The sequence below is a fragment of the Acidimicrobiia bacterium genome (assembly GCA_036271555.1).
Lineage (GTDB): Bacteria > Actinomycetota > Acidimicrobiia > IMCC26256 > PALSA-610 > DATBAK01.
Genome location: DATBAK010000096.1, coordinates 1 through 2314, shown reverse-complemented (window position 1 = coordinate 2314; position 2314 = coordinate 1). Strand labels below are relative to the sequence as shown.

Sequence of the window (2314 nt, the reverse complement as noted above, 5' to 3'; positions counted from 1 at the left end):
CGGCCCCGCGTGATGCGAGCTACTTCCCCTGCCAGCGGGGCTCGCGCTTCTCGAACTGCGCGGCCATGCCTTCGCGCGCGTCGTCGGTCGTGTGCACGACCCTGCGCATGGTCTCGCCGAAGCGAACCGCCTCGGTCCACGGCAACGTCTGACCGCGGTGCGCAACCTCGTTCACGGCGCGCACCGCGAGCGGCGCGCCCTGGCACAGCCGCCGCGCGAGCTCGCGCGCCGAGGAGAGCAACTCCGCACGCGGCACGACGCGCAACGCGAGCCCGATCTCGGCTGCGTGTGCAGCGTCGACCCGATCACCGGTCAACAAGATCTCGAGCGCGTGCTGCATGCCGACCCGATCCGGCAGTCGCAGCGCGCCCACGATCGTCGGCACACCGAGCCGCACCTCGGGAAATCCGAACTGCGCGTCGTCGGCTGCGATCACGAAGTCGCACGCGAGCACCGCGGTGAGGCCGTAGCCGAGGCAGTAGTGGTTGACCGCCGCGATCGTCGGCTTCCAGAGCTCGAGCCCACTCTCGAACGAGTTGACCGTCGGCAGCTCCCAGAACGAGCCCGCGAACGCGCCCGCGGAGTTGCCCTCGCCGCGGAGATCGGCGCCGACGCAGAACGAGTCGCCCGCGCCGGTGAGGATCGCGACCCACGCGTCGTCGTCGGCACGAAAGCGTTCCCACGCGGCGTTGAGGTCGTCGCGCAGCTCGCCGTTGATCGCGTTGCGAACGTCGGGTCGGTTGTAGGTGATCGTCGCGACGTGATCGTCGAGGTCGTAGAGAACGGTGCCGGTCATCGCCGGCCCGCGTCGCTCACTGATAGCCCTGCATGATGTGCTCGACCCACCACTGCGGCGCCGCGTTCATGAGCGTCGTCATGTCCCAGTAGTCGTGCCACCGCACGATCTTGCCGCCGCGCAACTCCTGGATCGACACGAACGGCAGCGTGACCTTCTCGCCCGTCGGCCATTCCCAGTGCTCGCCGTGCTCGGTGACGACGGTGTCGCCGTCGACGGCGATCAACCGCACCGTGTGCGAGATGCCCGAGAGCTTCTCGAAGCCCAGCTTCAGCCGCGCCGCGACCTGCGCGGGTCCGCGCGCGACGTCGTCGGCGGGGGAGCAGACGTCGGTGTACTCCCCGTCGGCGGTGAAGAACGCGCCGACCGCGTCGTAGTCGCGCCGATACAGCGCATCCCAGAACGACTCGATCGTTTCGAGATTGCTGACCATGGCGCGAGTCTCCCATGAGGGCACCCGCGCCATGGTCAGCGCATCAGAACTGGACGGCATTCGACCTGACGTTGTTCATCACGAGGTACGCCACATACGGGGCGCTGTCGAAGCAGAAGACGCCAGACCACGAGCTCTGGTTCGGATCAGAGACCGTGACCGTGTTGCTGTAGAAGATCACGTCGGATCCGCTCGACCCGCTGTTGTCGTGGCAGTAGTACGTGTAAGTCCCGGTCGGGAAGTTGTGAACCGCAATGTCCAGGCTGTGGCACACGCTGCACCCGTACACGCCACCCCTCGATGCGGAGATCGAAGGCTGCGGTAGATCGGCTGTTCTGAACGACGTGCACCCGCTCGCACCGGTTCCGACGCCGTTCGTCGCGCTGACGCAAACCGTGTAGTTGGTGCTCGGCCCGAGTCCGGCCATGTTGCACGACGTGCTTGAGGTCGTGCAGCCAGTTCCTCCGCTCACGTTGTACTGCGTGATGGGCGACCCACCGTTGTACGGAACCGACCACGAGATCGTCGCCGAATTCGTCGTCACGCTGCTCGCTTGAACACCGCCGGGCGCGTCGGGCACCGTGACCGGGGTGACTGCATTACTCGCGTCGCTCGCGGCACTAGGACCAGCCGCGTTGTATGCCACCACCGTGAAGACGTACTGCGTTCCATTCGTCAGCCCGGTGACGGTGCACGAGTCGTTCTCCGGCTCTGTGACGGCGTAGGTGCAGGTCGCACCGTCCGGAGATGATGTGACCGTGTAGGTCTGGATCGGTGAACCACCATCGTTGAGCGGCGGCGTCCATGACACCGTGGCCCGCGTGCTGCTCGCCGTCGCCGTGACATCGGTCGGAGCTCCCGGCAGCGCCGACGGCGCACCGACCACTGGAGACGAAGGTGCGGACCGCCCCGCAGCGTTGAAGGCGAAGACGACGACCGAGTAGTTCGTGCCGTTCGTGAGTCCGTGGAGCGCGCACGTCGTCGTTGCCGTCGTGCACGCAACCTTTGACGGCCCTGTTGTCGAGGCCCGGTAGGAGGTCACGGGAGACCCGCCGTTGTCCGCAGGCGGCGACCACGACACCACG

The 2314-nt window shown here is 67.0% G+C and carries 3 protein-coding genes; all 3 read right to left on the bottom strand.

What is annotated here, in order from left to right:
- Positions 1-19 precede the first annotated feature (19 nt).
- Genes VH914_21645 through VH914_21635 form a run of 3 tightly spaced genes read right to left on the bottom strand, consistent with a single transcriptional unit; the run spans position 20 to position 1809 of the window.
- Entirely contained in the window at positions 20-796 is a 777-nt protein-coding gene (locus tag VH914_21645) for an enoyl-CoA hydratase-related protein (GenBank protein ID HEX4493820.1), read from the bottom strand.
- 16 nt (positions 797-812) lie between these two features.
- Positions 813-1229, bottom strand: a complete 417-nt coding sequence (locus VH914_21640; GenBank protein HEX4493819.1) for a nuclear transport factor 2 family protein — start codon at positions 1227-1229, stop codon at positions 813-815.
- 43 nt (positions 1230-1272) lie between these two features.
- Positions 1273-1809, bottom strand: a complete 537-nt coding sequence (locus VH914_21635; protein ID HEX4493818.1) for a fibronectin type III domain-containing protein — start codon at positions 1807-1809, stop codon at positions 1273-1275.
- Between the last annotated feature and the right edge of the window lie 505 nt (positions 1810-2314).